Below are 25,776 nucleotides of genomic sequence, written 5' to 3'. Positions count from 1 at the left end.
AGTCATCCAGGCAATATGCCTTTAAAGAAATTAGTGTTATTCTCAAAAATCAATATATACTTTATATATTAAATATACTTCGAATTAGGGGACGGACGTGAAATATTTATTTTTTCTTTTGAGTGCTGTTGTTTTCTTATCAGGATGCTCAAGTAATTCGATTTCTGATTATCCTCGCTACACTCAGCACGTGGCAAAGGTGATGGAGAACCAAGAGGCCAACAACCCTGCGAGCGCATTAAACTCTGAAGTCCCAGATATGTCAAAAATCCCTCAGTATATGGCCCCTGGGCATTTGTTCACAATGTCTCATTCGAGTGACAGCAAACTAAGCGGAAAGTTTAGAGCTGACTTCAACGGAATTCTACAACTGCCATACAATGTAAATGTTGATGTAACGAACAAAACTTTTGCCGAAGTAAAAGAGACAGTACTTAATGCTTATAGAAAATTTTTCCAAAAAGGTGTTGAGAGCGTAAATTTCACTCTGACTTCAAAAGACTACTGGGTAGAAGTAAGAGGTCTGGTAAAAAAACCAGGACGTTATTTAGTACGCCCTTCAGACACATTGGATCTTGTTGTTGATGCAGCAGGTGGAGTGCAGGGAGATATCAGCGTAGATTACTTCACAGCTTCTTTAAAACAATCGACTTTTGACTATCAGGTTTTATTAAACCGCTACTTCGAATCATCTGAGAGTGTAGATAAAATCAGATGGCTTGGTGGTGATAGTGTTTTTGTTGCCAAATTAGATAGTCTTGCGGGAGCTAGCCGTGAAATTCCATTCGTCACAATGCTTGGTGGTGTCCAAAAACCAGGTAAAGTTCTTCACCAAAAAGATGCCGGTCTTTATTACTACATCGAAAAATCTGGTGGACTGGTTCAGGGGCTTGGTTACAACGAGTGTTACGTTTTTAGAAACACAAAAGAAGGTGTGAAGAGAATCAACTTCTCTTTTGATAAACCAGAAACAATACCTGTGATTTTCCCCAATGATACGATTTATATGAACTCAAAAATCGAAACAGAAGGGGACACTTGGCTAAACCGTTTTGGACAGATTGCCGGTATCATTTCAACTGCGGCCTTGTTAATCATCGCCCTATAGAATGAAAAATCCTTGGTCTCATCTTTTTCTCAGGTCCTCTTTTTTTGCTCTTAAAAAAGAAGAGGACCTGGATGCTTCTCTAAAAATCGAGCATTCAAAACTTCAATACGACAGTGCTGTTGATGGATTTCATCCAAAGAGAAAAGACGAATTTCTTCTCGGAAGACTTTGTGCTGCAAAAGCATTTTACGAGTGCACCAAACAACCACTTTACGATTTAAAAAATAACCCAGACCGCTCGCCGGCATGGCCTTCTGGAGTAGTCGGAACTATTTCTCACAATGAATTCTGGGTTGGAGCTGCGGTTGCAAAAGACAGCGATCTTCTGGGTGTAGGAATGGATTTTGAAGTCATGGGGAGAACAAAATTAGAACTCGCCAAACAAATCAGGAGTGGAGGCGATCTTCTTTCTCATCCCCAATTTTCCGATGAAGAATTGCTGACTCTTATTTTTTCTGCAAAAGAATCTCTCTATAAAGCTCTCTATCCTCAAGTTAAAAAATTTTTTGGTTTCGAAGATGCTTCCGTCACAAAAATTGATTTGGATAACGGAACATTTGTGATCAATTTAGTTAGTGACCTTAACCTCAATTTTGGCCCAAAATCACGGTTTTCATTCGAGGGCCGCTTTACAGTAGACAACAAAACCTGTTTAACTGTGCTGGAACTGTCTCACTAGAAAACCTGATTCTAGTTGGATTTTTCCGGACTAGTTCAAAAGATTTTTTAGCCCCCATTTGGGCATTTTAAAAATCAGTGACTTAGCCTGAGAATTTCTGACAAATTTGCTATGAAAACTTTACATTTTCCGCACTTTACCGATAAGTGAATGGTGCTTAGTGTTATTATTTATCAATTAATTATTTAGTCATTCGTGCAATTTTTAACCAGGACCCCAGGCTTGTTCATCCATTCGTTATTCGAAAAAACAGCTGATGAAAAAGAGAATGCGATCGCATTGTCGATGGGGGATCGCGCGTGCACTTATGGTGAATTAGAAAAATTATCCAACAAAATTGCTCATGTTTTAAGACAAAGCGGTGTCGGGCCAGGTGACGTCGTCGGTGTCTCGATGAAGCGCTCGTTTGAATTAGTGGCCACAGTGATTGCTATTTTAAAAAACGGAGCTGCTTATCTTCCGCTTGATCCTGAATACCCGGTAGAACGTTTAAAATACATGGTAGCGCATTCGCGCGTTTCAAAAATTATTGCCCACGAAACGTTCACCAATATCTTTCTTGACTCTCGTGCGGACGTTTTATGTTTTGAGAAAATCAATCTCGACACTGCTTCTGAGAAGCGAGTGATCGTTGATTCTAAAAACATTGATCTTGCTTATGTCATTTACACTAGCGGTTCAACTGGAAACCCAAAAGGTGTTTCGATGAATCACAAAGCTCTGGTGAATTTAATCGAATGGCAAAACGAGCAGACGATCAACAAAGACACAATCACTCTGCAGTTTACTCCGTTAAGTTTCGATGTTCATTTTCAGGAAATGTTCTCGACGCTTTCAATGGGAGGGGAACTAGTGTTAATCAGCGAAGAAATGCGCTTAGACACTCATGCACTTTTAAAAGAACTTATCAAGAAAAACGTCAATAGACTCTTTCTTCCATACGTCGCTCTTAACCACCTTTCTGAAGTGGCCGTTGCTCACAATTTGATTCCTTTGAATTTAAAAGAAGTGACGACAGCTGGTGAGCAGTTAAAAGTTACTTCAAACATCAGAAGCTTCTTTAAAAAACTCAATGGAGCTTTTTTATACAATCACTACGGGCCGAGTGAATCTCACGTTGTGACAAGCTTAACTCTTGAAGGAAATCCTGATGCGTGGCCTGGACTTCCAACGATTGGAAAGGCAATTAAAAACTCACAAGTTTATATCCTTGATGAAAATCTCAACCCTGTCACTGACGGAGTGGAAGGGGATTTATATCTGGCAGGAACATGCCTAGCGAATGGATATCTCCATTCACCAGAACTGACGAGTGAGCGTTTCTTAGACAATGAAAAACTAGGACGCATTTATAAAACGGGTGACATTGGTTTTGTAAACCCGGAAGGCAATATCGTTTTCCTTGGAAGAAAAGACGGACAAGTTAAAATCAGAGGCTATCGCATTGAGCTTGGAGAGATTGAAGTGTCTCTTTTAAAACAAAAGCATGTTGATGGCGGTGTGGTTAAGGTTGTTGAGCTTAACGAAGAAAATGTGATCTGTGCCTATATCACGGGGAATGCTCAAATCGGTGAGCTTCGCGAGAAGCTTCGCCTGGAACTTCCTGAGTACATGATGCCGTCTCACTTTATTAAATTAAAAGCTCTTCCTCTGACTCCGTCGGGAAAAGTGGATTATAAAAATCTTCCGCTTCCAAGCAATGAGAGACCAGATCTTTCAGTGGAGTACGCAGCGGTTGAAAATGAAACTCATGCCAAACTTTTAAAGCTTTGGACAAAATACTTAAAAATTCAGGGAATCGGTATTGATGATAACTTTTTTGACCTTGGCGGTAACTCGCTGATGGCCATTAAAATCTTAATCGACATCAATCTCGTATCTGAAAAACAACTGACAGTTGTCGATCTATTTCAATTGCCAACCATTAGAAAGGTTGCCGCTTTCATGAATAATGAAAGAGATGAACTAGATGCTCTGTTTGAAAGAGATGACCTGAACACAGGTCTTATTTCAAATGATATTGCTGTTATCGGCATGGCCGGAAGATTTCCGGGTGCTAAAAACATTGATGAGTTCTGGACGAATTTGATTAATGTAAAAAGCAATATTGAAATCTTCTCCAAAAATGAAATCAATCCGGATGTCTCAGAAGAAATGAGCAACGATCCAAATTACGTTTTTGCCGAAGGCCTTTACCCGGGTCAAGAATCATTTGATAATAAATTTTTTGGGATGACTCCGCGTGAAGCAGAGTTGATGGACCCTCAACAAAGAAAGTTCCTGGAACTGACTCACGAAGGTCTGGAGCTGGCGGGTTATAACTCAGAAAACTTCCAGGGTTCAATCGGCGTGTTTGCCGGAATGGGGAACTCGAAATACAACCGTCTAGTGGATCAGTATCCGGAGAAAGTGGCCATGATTGGTGACTTCAACGTTATGCTTGGTCTGGAAAAAGATTATATCGCTACACGTGTGGCCTTTAAATTAAACCTTAGAGGACCGGCGCTTTCAATTCATACAGCATGCTCAACTTCACTGGTCGCTATTATCGAAGCAGTAAAGAGCTTACGCCTGAAAAACTGCGACATGGCCCTGGCCGGAGGGATCTCTATTTCTGGAGCTCCTCACACTGGACACTTATTCCAGGAAGGCGGGATCTTAACGAAAGACGGTGAGTGCCGATCATTCGACAGTGAAGCCACTGGTACCGTATTCACTGATGGCGGTGGTGTTGTTGTTTTAAAGAGACTTTCGGATGCTCAAAGAGACGGTGATAATATTTTAGCTGTCATTAAAGGTGTTGGGATCAATAACGATGGGTCCAACAAGATGAGTTTCACTGCTCCAAGTGTAATGGGGCAAGCTGAGGCCATCCTTCGCGCGCAAAAAGACGCCAATATCACTGCAGATACAATTGGCTTCATTGAAGCCCATGGGACAGCGACTCCTGTTGGAGACCCGATTGAAGTGGAAGCTTTAACTAAAGCTTTTAGAAAATCAACGGCAGCTAAAAATTACTGCTATCTCGGCTCACTAAAATCCAACCTTGGTCACTTAACTGGATCAGCAGGTGTGGCGAGCTTTATGAAAGCAGTGAAGGCCGTGAAGACGGGAATGATTCCGGGAACGGCCCATTTCCATAAACCAAATCCACTATTAGATTTAGATAATTCTCCTTTTATCATTACGAATGAAACTCGTCCTTTCCCTGAAACTCAGGGGCCGAGAAGGGCCGGGGTTTCCTCTTTTGGTGTTGGGGGCACAAACGCTCACGTGATCATTGAAGAGTATAAAGCAGAGGCTTCAAATTCAATTCACGATCAGAGTCCGACGCTCTTTAAGGTTTCAGCGAAAACTGAAAAACAAATGAAACTGATGAGAGAAGAGCTTTTGAGCTTCTTGCAAAAATCAGACATCACTGAGTGGAAAAAAATTGCTTACACGCTTGAGACGGGAAGAAAAGACTACAAGTTCAGGTCTTTTATTTCGGCAAGCTCTCATAATGACCTGGCCAAAATTAACGGGACTAATTCAGGAAGTGGAGAGTTCACAAAAACTCCTGAGCTTTATTTTATGTTCCCTGGGCAAGGATCACATTATAAGCAAATGGGCAAAGGTCTATATGAGGCCAATGCCGTCTTTAGAGATTTATTCGATCAGTGTTGCACGCTGATTAACAAGCACCTTTCGTACAATATAAAAGACATTATTCTGAGCGAGAGCTCTGAAGAGAACTTAAATAATACTTTCTACTCACAACCGGCCATTTTTATCGTTGAATATTCACTGGCAATGACTCTAAAAGCTTTAGGCTTTAATCCTAAAGGTTATATCGGTCACAGCATTGGGGAGTTCGTAGCGGCGACAATGAATGGCGTGTTCTCATTAGAAGATGGTCTGCGTGCTATTGCCAAGAGAGCAGAGATCATGCAGTCGCTTCCAACAGGGATGATGCTTTCGGTGGGAATGCCTGAGAGTGAATTGCAAAAACGCCTGGAAGTTCTGGAGCTGGATATTGCTGCTGTTAATGGATCAGCTTCATGTGTTGTGGCCGGAGAAACATCAAAGGTTCTGGCGTTTAAAGAAATGCTGGCCCTTGAAGGAATTGCCGCGATTGAACTTAAAACATCGCACGCTTTTCACTCGCGCATGATGAATCCTGCGGTGGAAATGTTTGAGACTTTCCTAAAAGGACTGACTCTTAATAAACCAACGACAAGCATGTACTCAACAGTGACGACTAATCTTGAGTCGGATCTTTTTGGAGAAGCTTCGTACTGGGCCAATCATATTGTGGATACGGTGCAGTTTGCCCGTACCATTAATAAGATTTTAGGACAAAAGAATATCCTGCTTTTAGAGGTGGGAACGAAAAATATCCTGACGAATCTGGCAAAGAAAGAGATGAGTTTTGTCTCTGGTTCAGAGGCCAAGATCGTCACTCTTATGGGTGCTAAGACTGAAGTGGAAATGGCGTCGTTTAATAAGGCCCTTGGAGACCTGTGGTTAGCAGGACTCAAGGTAAGCGATCCATCGATTCAATTCCAGGAAAGCGACAGAAGAAAGGTGATTGCCCCTGTTTATATCTTTGAAGAAAACAGGCTGTGGCTTGATCACAAGAAAAAAGCTCTTAATAAAACTTTATATACAAAATCAGAACCCCGCACTGAGGAAAAGCCTATGAATGCAAAATTAACCACACTTCAAAATACTCTTGTCGAAATTTTCGAAAGATCTTCGGGAATGGAAGTCGGAAGTTATGGCAATGATGTGACCTTTTTAGAAATGGGAATGGACTCATTATTTCTTACTCAAGTGGCACTTCTATTAAAGAAAGAGCTAAAGGTGAACATCACTTTCAGGCAATTGATGGAAGATTATGCTTCAATCAACTTACTGGCCAATTACCTGGTTGATAAAGTGGATATTAAAGTTGATGCTCCTGCGGCGGCAGGCCCAGCTCCTGAAGTTCAGATTCCTTCAATCCCGGCACCTGCTTCAGCAGCAAGCATTGCTCCAACTCCAGCGGCCCCTGCTCCGATTCAACAGCAAGCGGTGATGAGCGCTCCAATGCCAGTGCAAAATAATGTGATCATCCCAACTCTAAGCCCGGCAACTACGGGATCAGGATTGGAGTCGATTATTAATCGTCAGCTTGAGTTAATGTCTCAGCAGATTATGCTTTTAAGTGGTCAGCCAACAGCTGCGCTTTCTCCTGTGGCGCAAACCATTGCCCCGCAAACTCAAATCCAGATTCCTGCCCCAACAGCTTCTCAGGCAATGCCTCAGGCCCCAGTAGCTTCACAAGCTCCGGCAGCAACAAAAGAAGAAGCTCCTAAAAAAGGAAAGGTGAGTGTTACTAACGTAAAAGAAGCGTTTGGTGCTCAAGCAAGGATCATTGCAGAGAAAAACTCTGAGCTAAAACTTTTAGAAAACCCAAAAGTTAAAAACTTCTTTGATCAGTATATTGCGAAAACAAAAGGCTCAAAGAAGTTTACTCAAGATAACCGCGTAAACCACGCAGACCCACGTGTTGTAACGGGGTTTAAACCAGAGAGTAAAGAAATCGTTTATCCTATCGTTGTGAAAAAATCTTACCTGCAAACTCTGTGGGACTTAGATGACAACAAGTATATCGATATGACTTGTGGTTTTGGTTCAAACTTCTTTGGTAACGGAAATGAAAGAATTAAAAAATACGTTCTTCGCCAGATTGAAGAAGGTATCGAGCTTGGACCTCAGCATCCGCTAGTTGCTGAAGTTTCAAATCTTGTTAATGAATTAACTGGTAACGAAAGAACAGCTTTCTGCAACACTGGTTCAGAAGCCGTTTTAGGTGCGATGAGAATCGCTAGAACTGTTACAGGTAGAGAAAAGATTATCGTTTTCAGTGGCTCGTACCACGGTATCAATGACGAAGTTATTCTAAGAGGAGCTAAAAACGGTAAGTCATATCCGGCTGCTCCGGGAATTAATGGAGAAGCGGTTTCTAACATGATCGTGTTAGATTACGGAACTCCTGAATCTCTACAAAAAATTAGAGAAATGGCCCACGAAGTAGCAGCGGTTCTGGTTGAACCGGTACAAAGCCGTCGTTCAGATTTCCATCCGCAAGAATTCTTAAAAGAAGTAAGAAAGATTACACTTGAGTCAAATACGTGCTTAATCTTTGATGAAATCATCACAGGTTTTAGAGTTCACCCAGCTGGTGCTCAAGGGTATTTCGGTATCCGCGCTGACCTTTGTACATACGGAAAGATCGTCGGTGGTGGAATGCCAATTGGTATCGTTTCAGGAAAGACAGAGTATATGGACGCCCTTGATGGTGGACACTGGCAATACGGAGATGAGTCAACTCCAACTGTCGGAGTGACTTATTTCGCAGGTACATTCGTTCGTCACCCATTGGCACTAGCTGCTGCAAAAGGTGCGCTAGAGATTCTAAAAGAAGGCGGAGTAGAGCGTCTTGATCAATTGAATAAAAAAGCACAAAAATTTGTAGATGATTTGAACTTGTTCTTAATGACAGAGCAAGCACCAATCAAGATGGATAACTTTGGATCTCTGATGAAACCAAAGTGGAAGTCGGATATTAACGGTGGTGAAATCCTTTTTGCTCTTTTAAGATATAAAGGTGTTCACGTCTATGACGGATTCCCTTGGTTTGTGAACCTGGCGCACACAGATGCAGACCTGGCAGAAGTTTTAAATGCATTTAAAGAATCAGTTAAAGCTATGCAGGAAATGGGACTCTTTATTAAAGAAGGACAAAGCGCTCAGACAGACATCGCGCTTGATCCAAACATCTTCGACCAAAAAGGTGCACCGATGGTCGGAGCAAAGATCGGAAGAGATGAAAAAGGTAACCCTGCATGGTTCGTTGAAGATCCAGAAAGAGCAGGAGAGTACTATAAGATTAAAGGGTAGGAATGGATTCAAAAGTTCTTGGGGGTGACACTTTGAAAAATAAAGTCACCTATAATCCATTTGAAGGTGGCCCTGTTGCTAAAGCCGTTCCATCAACTGAAGCGCAAAGAGAAATCTGGGCTTCAATGGTTATGGATGAGCAGGCAACTCTTTGCTACAACGAATCGCTGGCGATAGATTTCGAAGGAAATCTTCGCCCTGATGTTTTAAACCTAGCTTACCAGGAGCTGGTAAAAAGACATGATGCTCTTCGCGCAGCTTTTAGCCGTGATGGAAAGACTTTCTTTGTAAAAGAGTATCAACACACTCCAATTAAAAATCTCGACTACTCTCAAAAAAATAGAAGTGAACTGGAAGTCCTAAAAAGAGGTGAAGTCCAGTTTAAGTATGATCTTATTCACGGGCCATGTTACCGCATGACTTTAGTGAAGACATCGTCGACTTCATACACACTTTTATTCTCGGCCCATCACATTGTTTGCGATGGATGGTCACTTGCTATTTTGTTAACAGAACTCAGCACGACCTATATGTCACTTTTAAAAACAGAAAGACTGGCGGTGGAAGAAGCTCCACAGTTTGCCGACTTTGCTGTTTTTGAATATCGTAATGGTCTTGATCACAATCATAAATCTTATTGGCTAAAAGAGTTTGCGACTCCTTTGGTGACAAATCCTTTTCCAATTGATTTCAAGCGCCCAAGCTTCAGGACTTTTAATAGCACTCGCTACGATGTGGTGATTCCAGTGGACACTGTCCGCGGAATGAAAAAACTGGGGAACTCTCAGGGCTGCAGTTTCTATAGCACCTTGATTTCATCTTTTACTCTTTTACTTCATAACCTGAGTAAGTCTCAGGATGTTGTCGTTGGGATGGCCTCAGCGTCTCAGCCTGCGATGGAGCAGAATGATTTAATCGGTCACATGGTGAATCTTCTTCCTCTGCGCACGACGATCAAAGATAACATTCCTTTTAACCAGTTTATGAAATCGGTGCGCTCAAAAATGCTTGATGCTTTTGACCACCAGTTTTATTCATACGGGCCTTTAGTTAAAGACCTAAACTTAAAACGCGATCCTTCGCAAATGCCTCTGCTCAATGTTGTGTTCAATATCGATCAACAGGCCCCGGATCAAGGGCTTAAGTTTGAAGGCCTGCAGGCCTCTTACACGACGATAGCCAGAGAGTATGACAACTTTGAAATTTTTATCAATGCTGTTAGTTGTGGAGATAAACTCGTTCTTGAGTGCCAGTACAACACGAACCTTTTTAGTGCTTCGACGATTGAAAACTGGATGGCCTCATTTATTGAATTAATGAATCACATTGTGCTTGATCCAACAAAGGGGATTAAGCAGTTTGAACTTCCTTATTTAAAAATTCCAAAAGGCGCAGAAGCTCAGTCCGAAACAAAAACAGTTGTTAACCTGATAAGAAACCCTCAGGTTGAAGAAAAAATCAAAGCTATCTGGGCAGAGGTTCTGCTCAATAATGTCGTTGATGTTGAAGACAACTTCTTTGCTATCGGTGGTCACTCACTCCTGGCCATTGAAGTGGCGACTCTTCTTCAAAATGAATTTAAAACAGAATTTACGATTAAAGATATTTTTGAGAATCCGACCATCCTTGCTCTTTCAAATAAGATTGGCAGTGGATTAAAGGGACCAAAAGAGAATCTTCCAACTCTAGTGGCCCAGGCCCTGAGTTCGGCCAATGTCAGCCATAACCAGATGCAGGTTTGGTACTTAGAGGAAATGCACCCGCAGACTCTAATGCACAATCTTCCTGCTTCTATCAGAGTCAAAGCGAAGATTGACCGTGAAGCGCTGGAAAAAACCCTGCATTTTATTATTGAACGTCACCCGTCTCTGCGTACCGCGATCGTCATTGAGAATGGTGTTCCTGTTCAGAAGATTCTCGATAGAGGGCTTTCGCGTTTTAGACCGCGTTTAGAACTGATTAAGACTAGCGAAGAAAAAATCGTTGATCTTCTCAATAAAGAAGCTCAGTTTGCTTTTAACAAAGAAGAGCCACCTCTTTTTAAAGCAAAACTTTATGAACTTGGTCCAGAAGATTACGTTTTCTTCTTTATGGTCCACCATGCGATCTGGGATGGATGGAGCTTTGATATTTTCTTTGAAGAGTTAAGCACTGTGTATGCAGCGATGTTAAACAACGAGGCCCCAGTCTTTACGAAGAACCCGGAGATTACTTACGCTGATTATAGCTCTTGGCTGCACAATTTAATCACTGAGAAAATCCTCAATAAGCAAATTACTTACTGGGAAGAAAAATTAAAAGGACCGCTGCCGATCCTGGATCTGCCGCTGGATTATAAACGTCCATTGATGATGTCTCACGAAGGAGCAACTTTTCCTTTTACTCTTGAGCCGTCTCAGGCAAAACAACTTCGCGATTATGCCAAGAGACACAATTCATCACTTTTTAATGTTTTCCTGACAGCTTTTAAAGTCACTCTGGCCCGTTATAGTGGATTGGATGATATTATCGTTGGTCTTCCGGTTAGAGGAAGAACACGTCCGGAAATCATGCAGACGATTGGTTATTTCGTTAATACGGTGGCCTTAAGGTCATCAATCAATCTCAATCTGGGTTTTGAAGACAATCTGAAAAATGTCAGCGATACATGTATCGAGGCCTTTGATAATCAATTGATTCCATTTCAGATTGTTCTCAATAAAGTGAATCACTCCCGCGATACGAGCAGAACTCCCGTTTTCCAGACTTTCTTCTCTTACCAGGACGTCAGCAACCGTTCGGCAGAGTTAAACGGAACACCATACACGCAAATTAATATCGATAAAGCTTCTACTCATACAGACCTGGATCTATGGATTAAGGCAAGTGATAGAAAAATTGAAGGAGCTTTTGAATTTAGAAAAGATCTTTTCAAAGAAATCTCTATTCAGCGCTTTGCTGAGTGTTTCTTTTACGTGCTTGAAGGCCTGGGAAATGAAGATAAAAGGCCATTAAACATTCAAAGATCAATTCCTGAAATTCAGGAAACGATGATCATGAAAGAGTGGAATAATACTTGGTCAAACACCCAGGGACTAAAGCCGTTTCATAAATTAGTAGAGACTCTGGCCGCATTAAACCCAAAAACGACTGCGATTGAATCAAGCGTAGGCAGCCTAACTTATGCTGAACTTGATAAACTCTCAACCAGAATAGCTAATGCTCTTATGGCCAAAGGTGTAGGAAGAGGGAGCTTAGTAGGGATTTCACTAACTAGAAATTTAAATCTTGTTCCGACAATCCTTGGTGTTTTAAAAACCGGAGCAGGCTACGTGCCACTCGATCCAGGATTCCCACAAGATCGTCTGGACTATATGATTGAAAGCAGCAGACCAAAAGTACTGGTCACTGAAGAGTCTCTGGTTTCACGATTTACTCATGGTGGAGAGAAGATTCTTCTCTCACAAATCATTCACGATACAAGTTTTGATGGGCCTCTTCCAGAGATTCATCACTCACAAGAAGATACAATTTACGTTATCTATACATCTGGTAGCACTGGAAATCCTAAAGGTGTTCAGCTGACTCACGGATCAGTAACGAATTTCCTTCTTTCAATGCAGGAGACGATTGGATTTAACCCAACTGATAAACTTCTTGCGGTAACAACACTGAGCTTTGATATCGCCGTCCTTGAACTCTACCTTCCGCTTATTTCTGGAGGAACAGTTTTCCTTGCGACCAGTTCGGAAGCAATGGATGGGGCGACGTTAAAGACTATTTTAGAACAAAAACAAATTTCTATTATGCAGGCAACACCTTCGACATGGAGACTTCTTCTGGCCTCAGGTTGGAATGGAAATCGTTCGATGAAGATTCTGTGTGGTGGTGAAGCTTTCCCAATCGACCTGGCGAAAAAACTAATCCCGATTTGCCAGGATGTATGGAATATGTACGGGCCGACGGAAACAACAGTTTGGTCTGCTTGTAAAAAATTAACACTAAAAGATGACTTTATTACAGTTGGTAAACCTATTGCCAATACATCGCTCTATGTTCTTGATGACAACCGCTTTATGAAACCTATTGGAGCAACCGGAGAACTCTTTATTGGAGGATTTGGTCTTGCCCGTGGATACTTCGGACGCGATGACCTGACGAATGAGCGTTTTATTGCAGACCCGTTTATTCCGGGAGCAAAAATGTATGCGACCGGAGATCTGGCAAGATTCACTCACAATGGTGAGATTGAATGCCTTGGACGCAACGACGGTCAAGTAAAGGTCCGCGGGTATAGAATTGAACTCGGGGAAATTGAAGCTGATCTTCAACGCATCCCTGGTGTTAAAGAAGCAGCGGTTATTACCAGCGAATACCGTCCTGGGGACGTGAGAATTTTTGCTTATCTTTCAGTTGAGTCGAAAGAGACAACGACAGAAAGAGTGTTGAGAGAAAATTTAAGCAAGAAACTTCCTGCTTATATGATTCCATCTCACTTCACTTATATGGATGTGATCCCTAAGACATTAAATGGAAAGATTGATAAAAAATCTCTTCCACGAATTACGGCCCTGGCCGCAGAAGCACCTGTTGTTGAAACAACTCCAGAAGTTGTTCCACTGCAGACGATTCATGAAGAGATGAGCGATAAAGAAGTGATCCGCCATATGTGGATGGATATTTTAGGTGTAAGTGAATTAAAAAACACTGACAATTTCTTTAACCTGGGAGGGAATTCACTCCTGGCCGTGTCTTTATTTGCCAAGATTTCTGCCCGCTACAAAATAAATATCCCTCTGGCGATGCTGATTGAATCAGAAAACTTTGAAGGGTTTTCTCATTCAGTAATGGCAAAAATTCCGGGAAAACAAGACAGTCTTCTCAATGAAGGGATTACTTTAAAGACAGAGAGAGCTGATTCAATTGCCGTTGTTCCTCAGTTGTTTAAATCTCTGGTTGCAATCAAGTCGACCGGGTCAAAAAATCCATTCTTCTGCTTCCATGGAGTAGGTGGAAATATTCTTAACTATGTAACTTTAGTTCCTGCAACGAAAAATGAAAGGCCGCTTCTTGCTCTACAGTCGGTAGGGTTAGATGGTGTGACACCTCCATTAAGAAGCATTGAAGAGATGGCAAAGAGTTACATTAGAGAAATCAAACTTGTCCAACCCGAAGGCCCTTATTTGCTGGCCGGCGGATCGATGGGAGGAATGATTGCGCTTGAAGCTGCGATTCAATTGATGAAAGCAGGCGAGAAAATCGATAAGCTGATTATGTTTGATACATTTGGGCCAAACCTCGATTTGCGTTCCTATACGAGCGAGCGAGGACGTCCTTTCTTAAAACGTATAAAAGATGCCTTCCAAGTCAGGTCTAAAAATTTATTTAATAAATTCCAAGCGAAGATTTATAGAAAACTAGGGCTTCCTGTCCCACTTCCAATTCTCTTAATTGAAATTGAAAGAAAGAACTATCAGGCCATCTGGAAATACTACCCTAAAGAGCGCTTTAAGGGAGACTTATACCTGGTGAGATCGAAACTCGAACCTCGTGGCTGGTATAGTGACCCTGTGATGGGCTGGAAGGGAATCATCGACGGAGAGATCAAGACATTTGAGATCACGGGGACTCATGAGAACTTCATTGAAAGCCCAGAGCTCGTCGCCGTTTTAAAGAAGTTAATTTAACCAAAGTAATATATGAAAACAAAATACATCCTCTCATCGTTTTTGAGTTTCTCTCTTCTTGTAGGCTGCGCGTATTCAAAAAGTTTCAGCTTCACACCTAAAGAACCCCAATGGAGTTTTTATGGAGAAGGAACCGGGGCCTACGTTTCAAACACCGGCCGCGATAAAGATCAGACGAGCCTTTGGCTTTCCACAGACTGGGGAGAGAGTGAGACGGCCTATTTTACCTGGAATGACCTTTCACCCGGACTATATAAAGTTATCACTTATGTCAGAGCTCAAGACGTGCAAAAAGGATCAGAAGGCGCTTCTTTCTGGCACTTTTACGACGGAGGATTCGGGACAGTTTCTCCTTTTATGGATCTGCATGGAGATTACGATTGGAGAAAAATTGAGTACACAATCAAGGTTAAAGATAAAGACCTGACGGTGTGGTTTAGGCTCAAGGCCCCGGGACAAGTCTGGGTGGATGACTTTTATCTGGAAAAAGTTGAGACAGGAAACGACAAAGTTTCTATTGAACCAGCAGCTCCACTAAAAGTATCTGGAGCGCTCAAAAAACTCGCAGCTAAAACAGCAACGAAAAAAATCCTTTATACATTCGATAAGAGCGAACCTGGTCATCCTTTTGATTTAAAAAACAAAGCAGGAACTTTTTCTCCTCAGAAATTTTTTAATTTCAAAGTGGATAAGATGCCGGTTAAAGACTGGTCAGCTTATGATCGCATTGAAATGGACGTCTTTAACCCCAATGAAAACTACATTGATTTTTACCTGACTTTGGCCGATGACCAAACAACAAACTATTGGTCGCAAGTTAACCATAAACAAACTCTTGCTCCAGGCTGGAATAAACTTAATTTTTCACTGACTCAATATGTAGGAGAGAGAGGCTCTCATCGCTTTCAGCGATCAATTAATCTTTCCAAATTAAATAAAGTGTTCGTGGTGATAGATCCGGATTCAAAGAACACTTACGAAAATAAAAACTTTCTGATCGACAACATTGCCCTTACAGCGAACCCAATGCCGGCCATTCCTGAAAATGTCTGGGCCTTTGACTTCACTTCACAAAAGGCAAATAACAACACTAACCTGACTCAAGTGACGACTCAGACCTCATTCAATGAAGCCCGCGGCTTTGGTTTTGTTGAACCGAAATTCTGGCGAGTCGAAGACTCACAATACGCCAGTGAAATGTTGAGATACTCTATTGGAATGCTCGGTGGGCATTTTCGCGTGAAACTTCCCAATGGAAAATACCAAATGAACCTGGTGGTGGATAAACTAGGCTATTGGGATGTTCCCTTTTGGTCTGACCGCACTGTTTATGCCAATGGAACTCCTATTTTTAAAGAGACCAGAGGGAGTGCGGGGGATTTTTTAGGGGACCTGCTGCGTTTTGAAGGAATCACTCCTGAATCATGGGATCATCCATACGATCTTTATCTCTCAAAAGTTTTTTATAACATCGACAAAACAGTCGACGTCTCAAACGGCTATCTCGACCTGGAGTTTGATGGAGATGCGACGGGAATCAGTTTAAACTCGCTGGTTCTTTGGAGTAAGAGTGCAGAGGCGCAAGCTCAGGCCTATAAAATAGCTCTGGAAAAAAGAAACAAGTTAGAATTTGACTGGATGTCTCGCGCGATCTCAAAAGATAAAACAAATCCTTCGCAAAAGTTTAGTGCAGTTCTGGTTGAGCCAGATCTTTATTTAAATCCTACTTCAGCTAAAAAAGCTTCGGGCACAACTCTTTCATTCCAAGGGGGAATTGGAGATACTCCGTATCAATTGATTCAATTGACGGCTTCAGCATCTAGCGATGAAAAAATTAGCTGGAGTTTTGGTGATTTTACCAATGAAAAAGGCGAAAAAATTGCAAAAGGTGACTTGAATGTAAGCGAACTCGTTTTTCAGTACACATCACCGGACATCAATCATGAAACATATTTATTGACCGGGAAATATTTAAAACCTCTTAAAGATGTTTCTGTTGTCGTTAAAAAATCACAGAACAAATACTTATGGCTCCAGACCAAGATTGGAGAAAAAACTCCTCAAGGTGTTTTTAAAGGCGAGGTTGTTCTTCATAGAGGAAGTGAAAAAATCTCTTTTCCTACAGAGATCACAGTTCTTAATTACACTCTGCCGAAGGTCGATTTTCCTGTGGGATTTTTTGGATTAGACCCTCTACCGTACAGCTATTTCCCAAAAAATGGTTATAACGATCTTAGAAAAAAGTACCGCTACATGGCCCTTTCAAAACTAGGCGAGGCGGGGTTTACGACCTTTACGGGTCTTCCGGAAGATACAAGTGAGTTGAACGATCTGTTTAAAGAAGCTCTCAAATGGGGAATCCAAACTGTTTATTCCTATGGCGGACAATTCCCCCAGGCCTATCTGGACTTGAATAAGAAGCCGGGAAATATGTCAGAGGAGGAGTTCTATAAGAGAGCTGCTGATACATTAAAACCACTCCTTTCTAAAAAAGACTGGCCAAAAATCGTCCATACATTCAGTGATGAGGCCGGTGGGTACTCGGATAAAACAGCTTCTGATATTGAACTCGCTAAAAAATTTCAGAAGTACTTACCGTTTATGACCTTAGGAGGATTTGGGTCTTTCCACGGAGGAGACTCGGCAAAACTTAACGGCTACTTCACTTATGGTTTTTACTCAAGCCTTTCAAAAGGTGATATCTCTCGATTGAAAGATAACAATCTACGTTGGGGGTTTTACAACGCTTCGGCCGGGAATCTTGACGACCCACGTTTTTCATTTGGGCTAGGATTGTACGTGGCCCGAACTAATGGGCTTTCACAGTATCTTGAATGGCATTCAAGCGCTTTTAATAATTATCCTTATTATGATTTTGACGGACGTGAGTCTGATGTGGTTATGTTTTTTCCGACGAGAGATGGAAAACTTTTACACTCTCTTCGGTTTGAGCTGGCAAGTGAAGGGCTTCACGCATATAAAAAGTTAAAGCTGTTGGAAAACGCTGTTACATCCGGAATCGGAAACCGAGAAGCCCTGAACTCGGCCAAGACATGGATGGACTCTCTTAGACGTGAGAATTATTTTTACTCATCGACGACGTTTATGAGTAACAAGAAAATCAATTTCAGAGAGTTTGAGACTAAGTTGAACGAGCATTTAAAAAATGTATTCCTCAAAAAATAGGGCAAACTGTGAAGACATTAAAGTGTTTAAAAGGCGATTTTGAGAATTCTAAACTTGATCGAAAACCCTTTGGTTTCCATCACACCATGAGTAATCACCCCGCCCTTAGCATTGAGAGTCTCTCACTCATCCTGCAAGAACTCCCCAAAGAAAAAGTCATGTTTTCAAAAGGTCTAAACGACCTGAATGTTAACTTCGACGATGCCCTGAACCACGATACAAAAAAGTTAAACTTAAATGAGATGATTGAAACCATCCGCACTGGAAATGGGTATATCGCTGCCAGAAACCTGGAAATGCACCATGCTTTTAGAGGACTTTATGAAGATCTTTTAGAAGATATTGGCGAGCTTTTAAAACTCAATAAAACTGGGACAAAGGCCCTGGAGCCAATGGTGTGGTTGTTTATCGCTTCACCTAATGCCGTCACACCTTTTCACTTTGACCGCTCTTCAAACTTCATCTTCCAAATTAGAGGGAGTAAAGAGCTGGCCGTTTTTCCTCCAAGAGTCGAGGAGATTATTAGTGCAAAGGATACTGAGTCCTATATCGATTGGGCCTCAGACCTACCTCCATGGAGAGAGGAGCTGGATAAACATGCTCATAAGTTTAATTTCAAGGCCGGCGAAGCCGTGCATATCCCTTTTGTATCCGGGCACTACGTGAAAAACGGGCCGGAGGACATCTCGATAACGATGTCGATTTTCTTTCACTCTAAGGAAACTAAGCGCTGGAGTGATGCCATGAAGTTTAACAACCGCCTGAGACGCTTTGGCGTTAAACCCAACGTGGTAGGTGAAACTCCCTTAAAAGACAGGCTAAAGGCAGGCTTCTTCCCCGCTATGAATGGGGCCTTTGTGGTTGTAAAAAAGATCCTGATCCTCTTTATGCTGACATAAATCATCGAAGTTGCAGGTATTTCATAAGGTAAACTTTTACACGGTTTATAGAACCCCACCCTTATTTAGTTTATAAATATTGAGTACAACTTAATATGGGTGACGAATGAAAAACTTAAAGTGTCTTCAAGGCGAGATCAATCCTAAAAATTTAGACCGTAAACCTTTTGGTTTTTCTCATAATCTTGCTAATCATCCTTCACTTTCTTTTGAAAACCTCTCAAGAGTCATTACCACAATGCCAGAAGAGAAAGTCATGTTCTCTAAAGGTCTTAATGATTTAAATAAAGACTTTGAACAAGTTCTAGTTGATGGAAAAAAAGGTTTTGATCTTCACGAAGTTATTGAAACGATCCGCACTGGAAACGCTTATATCGCTGTTAGAAATCCAGAACTTGATCCTTCATTCAAAGATATCTTTGAAGGTATTTGTCACGATGTCGGCGAGTTCATGAAAAAGAATGGAACAGGAACAAAGCCACTTGAGCCAATGCTTTGGCTCTTTATCGCTTCTCCAGGATCAATTACTCCTTTTCACTTTGACCGCTATTCAAACTTCATTATGCAAATTCGTGGAAGTAAGGAGCTTGCAGTTTTTCCTCCGCGTGTGGAAGAAGTTATCAGTTCAAAAGAGCTTGAGTCTTATATCGACAATAAGCCAGCATATCCAGAATGGAATGAAGAGAAGGATAAGCACGCCCACAAGTTCAATTTCAAGAGCGGTGAAGCTGTTCACATCCCATACACATCAGGTCACTACGTGAAAAATGGAATGGACGATATTTCCATTACGATCTCGGTCTTTTATCACACAGAAGAAACTCTGGGCTGGAGCAAGGCCATGATGGTAAATAACCGTATGAGACGAATGGGGATTACTCCAAAAGCAGTAGGGAAGTCTGCGCTGTTGGACAGATTTAAATCGGCCATGGTTCTGCCACTACTAGATAACATGTATGCAATGAAATCGAAGCTGCGCACAAGCGCGAGATATTCGAACTTAGCAGTATTAACATTCGCTAATTTATGGAGTCTCGACGCTCTTTGTATCCTTGACACGATCTTGTTATAAGAAAAAAATCCGTATTCTTGTTGGTATATGGGGCATTCTTTCAATAGTGCCCTAAAGCTCTCCTTTGCCTAAAATTACTAAGCTCCTATAACCTCATTTGACTGCACTGCGCTCTCAATAGTTATTCACATGGTACTTAACTTGCTTTTTCCCCCAGTAATTATTACTAGGTGGCCCAATAATTTGGCCACTTAGAAAACGATTATGGTAATAATTCAGCCATAAAAAAATCTGTCCCTAGATTGGAGTGAGAGCTATGAGTAATTTAGCTGTATCGAGCAATGGTTCGTTGGATATCGAGAAATTCGATATGAGAAGCTTTTTTTATACAGACAGTTTTCTTTTCAAGAATCTTACGATGGGCGAGAGAGCGGTAACCGTTTTTGAAGCGGCCTTCGCTGTTTTTCTTCTTGTTCTTTTTTCGCCAATCATGCTTTTGGTCGCAGTTGCTATCAAAATCAGTATGCCAGGAAAAATTCTTTATTCGCAAACGAGAGTTGGAAAAGATGGAAAGAATTTTTCAATTCATAAGTTCCGCACGATGATTGAAAACGCTGAAGCAAAGACAGGTGCTGTTCTTGCTTCAAAAAATGACCCGCGTATTACAAAACTTGGAAATTTTCTTCGCGCTAGTCACCTTGATGAGCTACCACAACTGTTAAACGTTTTAAAAGGTGAGATGTCTTTTGTTGGACCTCGTCCAGAAAGACCGGAATTCGTAGAAGTGTACGAGAAAGAAATTGTAAAATACACTCGTCGTCGTGAAGTAAAGCCAGGAATTACTGGTCTTGCTCAAATTTGTCTTCCATACGATGCAACTGCTAGTGAAAAAATCCAATACGATATTTACTACATCGATCAAAGACACTCGGTAGTGTTTAACATTTTAATCAGCTACTACACAGCGATTAAAATGCTCTCTTTTATGAAGTTTTTAAAATAACAAAATTAATTCGTCTTTTAAGTAAATACAGACATTTTAAATGAACTTGAAAAAGCCTCTCTCTCGAGAGGCTTTTCTTTTTGTGCCTCAAAAAATTGTCACTTTGGAGTCATTCTGACTCTGTTAAATAAATGCTCTATGTAGGCAGAATCTGCCAGCTTTTTATGATGCTCATAGGTAGGCCCTCTTTTCTTTTAGAATAGACTAACGATCATCATAGCTCTCGTTATTAACCTGCAAATTAATCGGAGAAGTTCATGAAGTACTTTCAACGAAAGCAATTATTGCTTATTTTAATTCTCGCAACATTTTCTCTTTTTGCTTGTAAGCCAAGTGACTCTGGAAACGGAGGAAGCGATTCTGGTACAACCACTGATGGTGGTGCTGGAAGTGGAGGCGGCGTGATTGAAGAACACGTCGGTACATCTGGATATATTTTTAAAACAATCTCAGAATACCAATTCCCAGATGACCCTAACACTCACATCTATGAACCACGCGGTATCGGCGGTGGTGGAGCGATGAGTGGTTTTTCTATCTCTCCTTATAGTTCTCTTTGGTTCGTTGGAACTGATATGGGGACACTCTTTAGAAGTATCAATAGAGGCCAAACCTGGATTCCTATTAATCACAACCAAACAACTTACTCTTCAGATTTAACAAGTGCCGTTGGTGTTGGATTTTCTGCCGACCCGGAAGTTGTTTTCCACGCCCCAGCAGGAAGAAACCCGGTTAGAAGTGACGATGCCGGTGAACATTGGAGTCGCATCTCTTCATTTGCTCTGGCGAGTGGAGAAAAAATTAAATACTGGAGAGCCAACAGCTACGACGCCAACTATATGTATGCCGGAACGACATCAGGTCTATGGCAAAGCCGCGACAACGGATTAACATGGGCAAAGCTTTCTGGAATTTCTGGAGAGGCCCGTGGAACATATATCGACTATCATAAAGACGGTCATATCATCTATCACGCGACTCCAACTGGTATCTGGAAATCAACCAATCAGGGATCAAGTTTCTCTCGTGTGTACCAACCTTCTGGTGGATTACAAATCAGGGCCTTTACGGCCGGCCGAGATGATTCAAAGATTACTTTTGCTTACATTGATAACGATGGAGCGAATGCTTGTTCATCAGTTTCAAGCTTTACTAATGACTGGGGAGCAACAAGCATGAACGCTCACTATGCTCATTGCGGTTATGTGTGGGTTGGTAATGAGAATTTATCTTTTACCAGAACAAACAAAGAAGGCGGCGATCATATTAAGATGGCCGAAAACAATTCAAAGTTCATTGTTGTCACTGGATCAACCGCATGGATTCGTCAGTACGGTACAAAAGTCTGGAAGAGTACAGACTCTGGAGCAAGTTGGGGATTAAAACTTAATCAATACAACTGGGACGTTGTTCCTTATGCGGCCTGGGGTCAGGATAAACTCGAATACAGTGCTGCTGCTTTAGATGTTGGCTGGGACGACAGTGGATACGAAAGTTTTGATATGCACTTGCGATCACCGGCAACGATTGGTGGTACTGGATACTATTTCTTGCACACGTCTAAAAATGGCGGTGATTTCTGGAATGCACCTTTCACAAAGTATGCAGACACGGGATCAAGAGCAAAAGGAAAGAAATGGAAATCAACAGGTCTTGAAGTGACATCTGTTTACCGTTTTAAATTTCACCCAACAAACCCATTGGTTGGTTATGCTGCGATGGCGGATATGGGAGGAATGGTAACGGAAGATGGAGGAAAGAGTTTTAGGATTTCCAAGGTTGCTTACAATAGTAACTACGATTACGCTTTTGACTCAAACAACGACCAGGTCGTGTACGCAGCTTCGGGTTCACAGCACGATTATCCGATGGAGTGGCATGCTAATGCGGCTTCAGGGGATGAAGGTGGGATTTATAAATCTTCTAACCGTGGCCAGACGTGGACGAGGCTGACGCCAAATAACTCGACTTATAACCGCCAGTTTTTAACTGTCGCTTACGATGATAATTCAAACGCCCTTTACGGTGGCCTTCACGGAACGGGGATTGCCAGAAGTTTAGATGGTGGATCGACTTGGTCCCTGTTTAATACTGGTCTGCCTGCCGGGACAAAGATCATCCCGCAAATCGAAATCGACCCGGACAACGGTGGTGTGTATGCCTTATTAACGGGAGACGCTCCGACATTTTCTAATTCATCGAGCACAGGGATTTATTACCTGGCACCTGGAGGGTCTTCGTGGACTCTTTTAAGAACGACGGTGACGAGGCCTTCTGGAGTCGATGCCAACACGAGACTTTGGTATTATCCAACATCTTTTGCTGTGGACTTCTCACCTGGAAGCGATAGAAGCACTCTTTGGTTAGTCGATTACGAGAACAACTCAAACTGGCTGGCCACTGGGATTTGGAAAAGTACGAATAGAGGAGGCACATGGACGAGGCAATCCCAGTTCACGCACCCTTTAAGCATCACGCTTGATCAGGAAAACCCAAGCAACGTTTACGTCAACGGACTTCACACTATCGATGGTTCGTGGGGGAATGGCGGTCTATATTACACAACTAATGGCGGAGCTGTCTGGAAGAAGAATACAATTCCTGCATTTCAATCTAACGCAAGATCGGCTACCATAGATCCAAACGATAGAACTCAACTGTTCTACACATTCTTTGGAAGTGCGATGCTTTATGGACCACGCCCGCAATAAAATTCACCTTATTTCATTCTTATCAATCTTTTTATCAGCATGCTCACCCAAGCCGGGAGAGGTGCTGATTAAAGACCTGGAAACCAAATACGCTAATCTCTATGTTAACGGTGAAACAACCAAAAGACAGGCGATTAAAGAGCTCTCAGATTATCTAGAAAAGAATTCATTTACTGATGAAAACTTAGAGACCATTAATCATAAACTGCACAAAATCGGCGATGGTCACGTTGTGCTGTATGACTCTCGCGCAGAAAAAAATGTGCGTTACCAAAGTGGACTAAAGTTTTATCCTGGGTCTTTTATTGTTTCTTCATGTGAAAGTTGTATCCCGGCAGTTCCTGCAGGAAAATACGCTCTGGCCGAAGTAAACAACAAACCACTTTCTTTTTATATTGAAGAAAAAAAAGACACAGTCGCGGCCTCTTCTAAATGGGGGAGAGATTATAGAGTTGTAGAGCTTTTAAGAGAAAATCCTAAAGAAGAAGATATCACGGTGAGACTGATTCCTATCAAGGGCCAGGCCATCAACACAAAACTTCAATGGACTAAAAAAGAGAATAAAACTCCAGTGTGTGTGAGTTCAGAAAGATTAAGAGACGACCTTTTTAAACTCAACGTGCTGAGCCTGTGGTGCGATGACCCGACAGCTCCAGGGGATCGCAATCAAATTTTTGAAAATTTTAAAAAGCAATTCGATGCTGCCATCGCCGGGGCCAAGCCTACTGATAAGTTTATTATCGACCTTCGTGAAAACGGTGGCGGTGGGGATTATGAAGTTGAGTATGTCCTGAATACCTTTTTTGAAAAATCAATCTTCGTTTATAAGTACCAATACCTAAGAAAGACTCACCCTGGAACGATGAAGTGGATTGAAAAGATCTGGCCGTTTAAGCTGGGCCTGTGGTCACCGGTAGAATTCCAGTACGCTGACTTAAGCAGAAGACCTTCTCAAACCTTCTTTAATAACCGTGCCGTCACGATGATCTCTGCCGGCTGCTTTTCTTCATGTGAAGGCATTGCCTCTGCTTTAAAGCAGGAAAAGCGCACTGTCGTGATTGGAGAAACAACTCACGGTGGAGCAGGAGACCCGGTCCCTTTTCCTATTAAAGGAACACCATTTTCCATCAACCTTCCTACTTGTGTTGTTTGGCAAAAAGATGGAAGCCTGTACGAAGGACAGGGGGTAAAACCAGATATGGTCAAAATTCAGGACAGATTAAGTCCTGCAGATGATGTCCTGCAAATGGCTATTGGTCTAATTCAATAAGATAGGCCATTCCCAACTTTGTAAACATACTCGCGTGCTCAGTCGTGTTATTCGACTTCTCAAACGTGTCGTTTGCTGTGTGGATGTAAGGGCTTTGTTCGGCATTGATGGCCTCTACCGGAAAGCTTGCACGGTAGCCTTCATAGTTCCAGGCCGCGTGGTCAGAGCATCCGTATCCGCATTGCTCCCATGTCCATCTCACCTTAACGTATTTATCGATAAGAGAAGCAACAAACATGTTTTGCTCTTCATTTGTACTATCACTGATTAGTGCCATGTCATAGGTCTTTTTGATGTTGTAGTTAACGCCATCAAATTGGAAGACACCTAGAACTTTCTTTTTGTTTTCGCGGTAAACGCGCGCCAGTTCATATGAACCCTGGATTCCCACTTCTTCAGCGGCGTAAGCGATAAACTGAATCGTGTGTTTTGGTTGATAGCTCTTTTTAACCATGACTCTGATGATATCGCTGATAACGGCGATACCGGCAGCATTGTCGTCAGCTCCTGGCGCGTGAGAATCCACACCTTCATTATCAGTGTTAATTGAATCACCATGACCACCAAGGATAATGATCTGGTCTTTGAGTTCAGGATCACTTCCTTCAATCGTTAAGATAACTGTTGGCTGGTTGTGGTTTTGGTATTTGTAGTATTCAACTTTAGCGTCAGTTCTGCCTTCGGTAAGTTTTGACCATTCAGCACCAATCCACTTTAAAGCGGCTTCACCTTCAGGTGATTTGTAGTAGCGATTCTTATAAGAGGATAAGTGAGTGACGATTCCATTCATGTAATCCACAGACACTTCCGGGAGCCATGAAAGAACTTGAGACTCTTGATTGATTGAGTAGTCAGGTTCAAGAGATGTTTGGAAATCGTACCAGCCGAAGCTCTTGTTGAATAAGTACATGTAGTCGGTGCTTTTCTTTTTCTGGTCTTTTGGTTCACCATGAAGCACGCGGTATCCACCACATCTTTTAAAGTTGTGATGAATGAAGTGGGAAATTTTATCTAATTCAGATTCTTTGATTTTGAAGTATGTTTCTTTTTCGCCTTTAACGACGTCTTTGAATTCAAAAACGCGAAGCCTGCTTTCAGTTATTGTCTCTAAAACTTTTGGTTCGATTCCGATCCACAGAGTTTTGTTAAAAGGATTAATCCCTGCGTGTGAGTTCGACAGAGAAAGACCAAAAAAGAGTGTAAAAGCAAAAAGTTGTGTTTTCATGGCGCCATTATATTCCAAAGAAGTTTCATGCAACCGGACTGGGTAATTATTACAGAGTCCGTGGCTTATCTGTCAATTGCATCCTACAAC

The 25,776-nt window shown here is 41.8% G+C and carries 11 protein-coding genes; 10 read left to right on the top strand and 1 reads right to left on the bottom strand.

Going from position 1 to position 25,776, the window contains the following annotated elements:
- Positions 1-97: 97 nt before the first annotated feature.
- From AC6JA8_RS14220 to AC6JA8_RS14175, 10 genes are all read left to right on the top strand, one after another.
- Positions 98-1,108, top strand: coding sequence for a polysaccharide biosynthesis/export family protein (locus AC6JA8_RS14220; RefSeq protein WP_497974391.1), 1,011 nt, complete (start codon positions 98-100; stop codon positions 1,106-1,108).
- Between the two features lies 1 nt (position 1,109).
- Positions 1,110-1,787, top strand: coding sequence for a 4'-phosphopantetheinyl transferase family protein (locus AC6JA8_RS14215; RefSeq protein WP_497974390.1), 678 nt, complete (start codon positions 1,110-1,112; stop codon positions 1,785-1,787).
- A 222-nt stretch (positions 1,788-2,009) separates the two neighbouring features.
- A complete protein-coding gene (locus tag AC6JA8_RS14210; RefSeq protein ID WP_497974389.1) occupies positions 2,010-8,714 on the top strand; it encodes an amino acid adenylation domain-containing protein in 6,705 nt (2,234 codons plus the stop codon).
- Positions 8,715-8,746: 32 nt separating this feature from the next.
- Positions 8,747-14,380 carry an amino acid adenylation domain-containing protein gene (locus AC6JA8_RS14205; RefSeq protein WP_497974388.1) on the top strand — a complete coding sequence of 1,878 codons (5,634 nt, stop codon included), beginning with the start codon at positions 8,747-8,749 and terminating at the stop codon, positions 14,378-14,380.
- 12 nt (positions 14,381-14,392) lie between these two features.
- The gene (locus tag AC6JA8_RS14200) at positions 14,393-17,566 is read left to right on the top strand and encodes a hypothetical protein (RefSeq protein WP_497974387.1); all 3,174 of its coding nucleotides are present in this window, start codon (positions 14,393-14,395) and stop codon (positions 17,564-17,566) included.
- A gap of 8 nt (positions 17,567-17,574) precedes the next feature.
- A complete protein-coding gene (locus tag AC6JA8_RS14195) occupies positions 17,575-18,465 on the top strand; it encodes a cupin-like domain-containing protein (protein ID WP_497974386.1) in 891 nt (296 codons plus the stop codon).
- A gap of 106 nt (positions 18,466-18,571) precedes the next feature.
- Positions 18,572-19,537: a cupin-like domain-containing protein gene (locus tag AC6JA8_RS14190; RefSeq protein ID WP_497974385.1), complete on the top strand. Its 966-nt coding sequence runs from the start codon at positions 18,572-18,574 to the stop codon at positions 19,535-19,537.
- A gap of 256 nt (positions 19,538-19,793) precedes the next feature.
- Positions 19,794-20,480 carry a sugar transferase gene (locus AC6JA8_RS14185; protein ID WP_497974384.1) on the top strand — a complete coding sequence of 229 codons (687 nt, stop codon included), beginning with the start codon at positions 19,794-19,796 and terminating at the stop codon, positions 20,478-20,480.
- 257 nt (positions 20,481-20,737) lie between these two features.
- Positions 20,738-23,191: a WD40/YVTN/BNR-like repeat-containing protein gene (locus tag AC6JA8_RS14180; RefSeq protein WP_497974383.1), complete on the top strand. Its 2,454-nt coding sequence runs from the start codon at positions 20,738-20,740 to the stop codon at positions 23,189-23,191.
- Positions 23,172-24,461: a S41 family peptidase gene (locus AC6JA8_RS14175; RefSeq protein WP_497974382.1), complete on the top strand. Its 1,290-nt coding sequence runs from the start codon at positions 23,172-23,174 to the stop codon at positions 24,459-24,461. Before AC6JA8_RS14180 ends, AC6JA8_RS14175 begins: the two co-directional genes overlap by 20 nt.
- Here the strand turns inward: AC6JA8_RS14175 and AC6JA8_RS14170 are convergent.
- Positions 24,442-25,686 (bottom strand): M20/M25/M40 family metallo-hydrolase, encoded by a 1,245-nt coding sequence (locus tag AC6JA8_RS14170; RefSeq protein WP_497974381.1) that lies wholly within the window; start codon positions 25,684-25,686, stop codon positions 24,442-24,444. The two genes, AC6JA8_RS14175 and AC6JA8_RS14170, sit on opposite strands and share 20 nt — an antisense overlap.
- Between the last annotated feature and the right edge of the window lie 90 nt (positions 25,687-25,776).

This window comes from Bacteriovorax sp. HI3 (assembly GCF_059738875.1).
The sequence above is the reverse complement of the archived record's forward strand: the minus strand, read 5'-3'. Positions and strand labels throughout refer to the sequence as shown.

Coding starts and splice junctions, on each gene's coding strand:
- AC6JA8_RS14175 (WP_497974382.1), top strand. CDS start 23,172: ATGGACCACGCCCGCAATAAAATTCACCTTATTTCATTCTTATCAATC.
- AC6JA8_RS14190 (WP_497974385.1), top strand. CDS start 18,572: ATGAAAAACTTAAAGTGTCTTCAAGGCGAGATCAATCCTAAAAATTTA.
- AC6JA8_RS14180 (WP_497974383.1), top strand. CDS start 20,738: ATGAAGTACTTTCAACGAAAGCAATTATTGCTTATTTTAATTCTCGCA.
- AC6JA8_RS14215 (WP_497974390.1), top strand. CDS start 1,110: ATGAAAAATCCTTGGTCTCATCTTTTTCTCAGGTCCTCTTTTTTTGCT.
- AC6JA8_RS14185 (WP_497974384.1), top strand. CDS start 19,794: ATGAGTAATTTAGCTGTATCGAGCAATGGTTCGTTGGATATCGAGAAA.
- AC6JA8_RS14170 (WP_497974381.1), bottom strand. CDS start 25,686: ATGAAAACACAACTTTTTGCTTTTACACTCTTTTTTGGTCTTTCTCTG.
- AC6JA8_RS14200 (WP_497974387.1), top strand. CDS start 14,393: ATGAAAACAAAATACATCCTCTCATCGTTTTTGAGTTTCTCTCTTCTT.